Source organism: Butyricicoccus sp. AM32-19 (assembly GCF_003480365.1).
Lineage (GTDB): Bacteria > Bacillota > Clostridia > Oscillospirales > Butyricicoccaceae > Agathobaculum > Agathobaculum butyriciproducens.
The window spans coordinates 1-1,079 of sequence record NZ_QUIX01000042.1 but is presented as its reverse complement, the minus strand read 5'-3'; the positions used below and the strand labels follow the sequence as shown (position 1 = coordinate 1,079).

The 1,079-nt window shown below is 48.2% G+C and carries 2 protein-coding genes; one reads left to right on the top strand and one right to left on the bottom strand.

All coding sequences use genetic code 11. From position 1 onward, the window contains the following. On the top strand, nt 1-503 hold a 503-nt coding region (locus DW806_RS14955; protein WP_158578402.1), incomplete at its 5' end, for a hypothetical protein. Nucleotides 504-687: 184 nt separating this feature from the next. On the opposite strand, the gene DW806_RS15555 is transcribed toward DW806_RS14955, so the two are convergent. Further along, the coding region (locus DW806_RS15555) for a hypothetical protein (protein WP_207665005.1) at nt 688-1,079 on the bottom strand (392 nt) is incomplete at its 5' end.

Genomic DNA, 1,079 nt, shown 5'->3' with positions numbered 1-1,079 from the left:
AGACCGCTATGGCGGCTGTGGCTTCGTCCCAGACCGCTATGACGGCGGTATGCTCGTCTGCATTGGCGTTCAATGCGGCACTGAAGAACAGTACAGCACGCACTCAACTTGCCGGAAGTTCGTATTTACAGAGTAATTACGATAAATTGCTTTCTACCGTTGGAAACAGCACTTATTTCAGCCAGAAGTTCGACAATATTGATTCTGGAGCTAAACGCGCTATTTCCGGCGGCAATACTGATACTACCGCGACCGCAAATGAATCTGTATTCTTGTGCAAGAAAATCGGTGCATGGAGCAACGGAAATTCCGTTACCGGTACCGTTGCACATCTTCAGACGAAAACTACGGCAGGCAGTATCAGCACGAGAGCCGGTGGCGGTCAAAGCACCGACGACTACACTACTGGCGGCGTACAAGCTAAATATATCTGCATTGGCGGCTGCACATTTACCGAGAACGGCGACGCTTACTGCTGCGGTATTTTCGCCTTTGCCAAGTAGTATTTTGCTACGCATTAACATTCTAAGACGTATCACGCAGCTTTATATAGGCGCTTATGGGCCGGTTTAAGCTGAATGTTACGTCTGGATACTGCAAAACAACCGAGAAAGTCGGTGAATACGGCGTTATCACCGCGGTTGCGTGCGCATTAGAATGTTAATGCGTATTACCGAAGCACTGGTTTTAGCATGGAATATACTTGATTTTTGTGGTCCGGTAATAGGCGTAAAAGGTAATACTGGACAGGACCCACGAGCTATTCGGGAAGGCTTCCAACCAATCCTTATATCCTGTACTTCCGCTGGTTGCGGCGTTTCTTGCGTTATTATTAGAGGCAAGTGTGGTGCTGTCAACCTTTGTGATCGTGAAAGCATTATCGGTGTTACCGGCCTTTGTGTAGAGAATCAAACCGCGCATCGTTTTTGTTCCGATGCTATTCCAATACTGCCCGTCAGAGGAAACAAGGGACATTTCAACGGCCAGAGAGGATGCTTTGAGTGCTTTTCTTGCGACACTGGAACTTACAAGAGCCGTTCGGGCTGCTTCACTGTTAATTACGGCCGTCATAGCGGTCT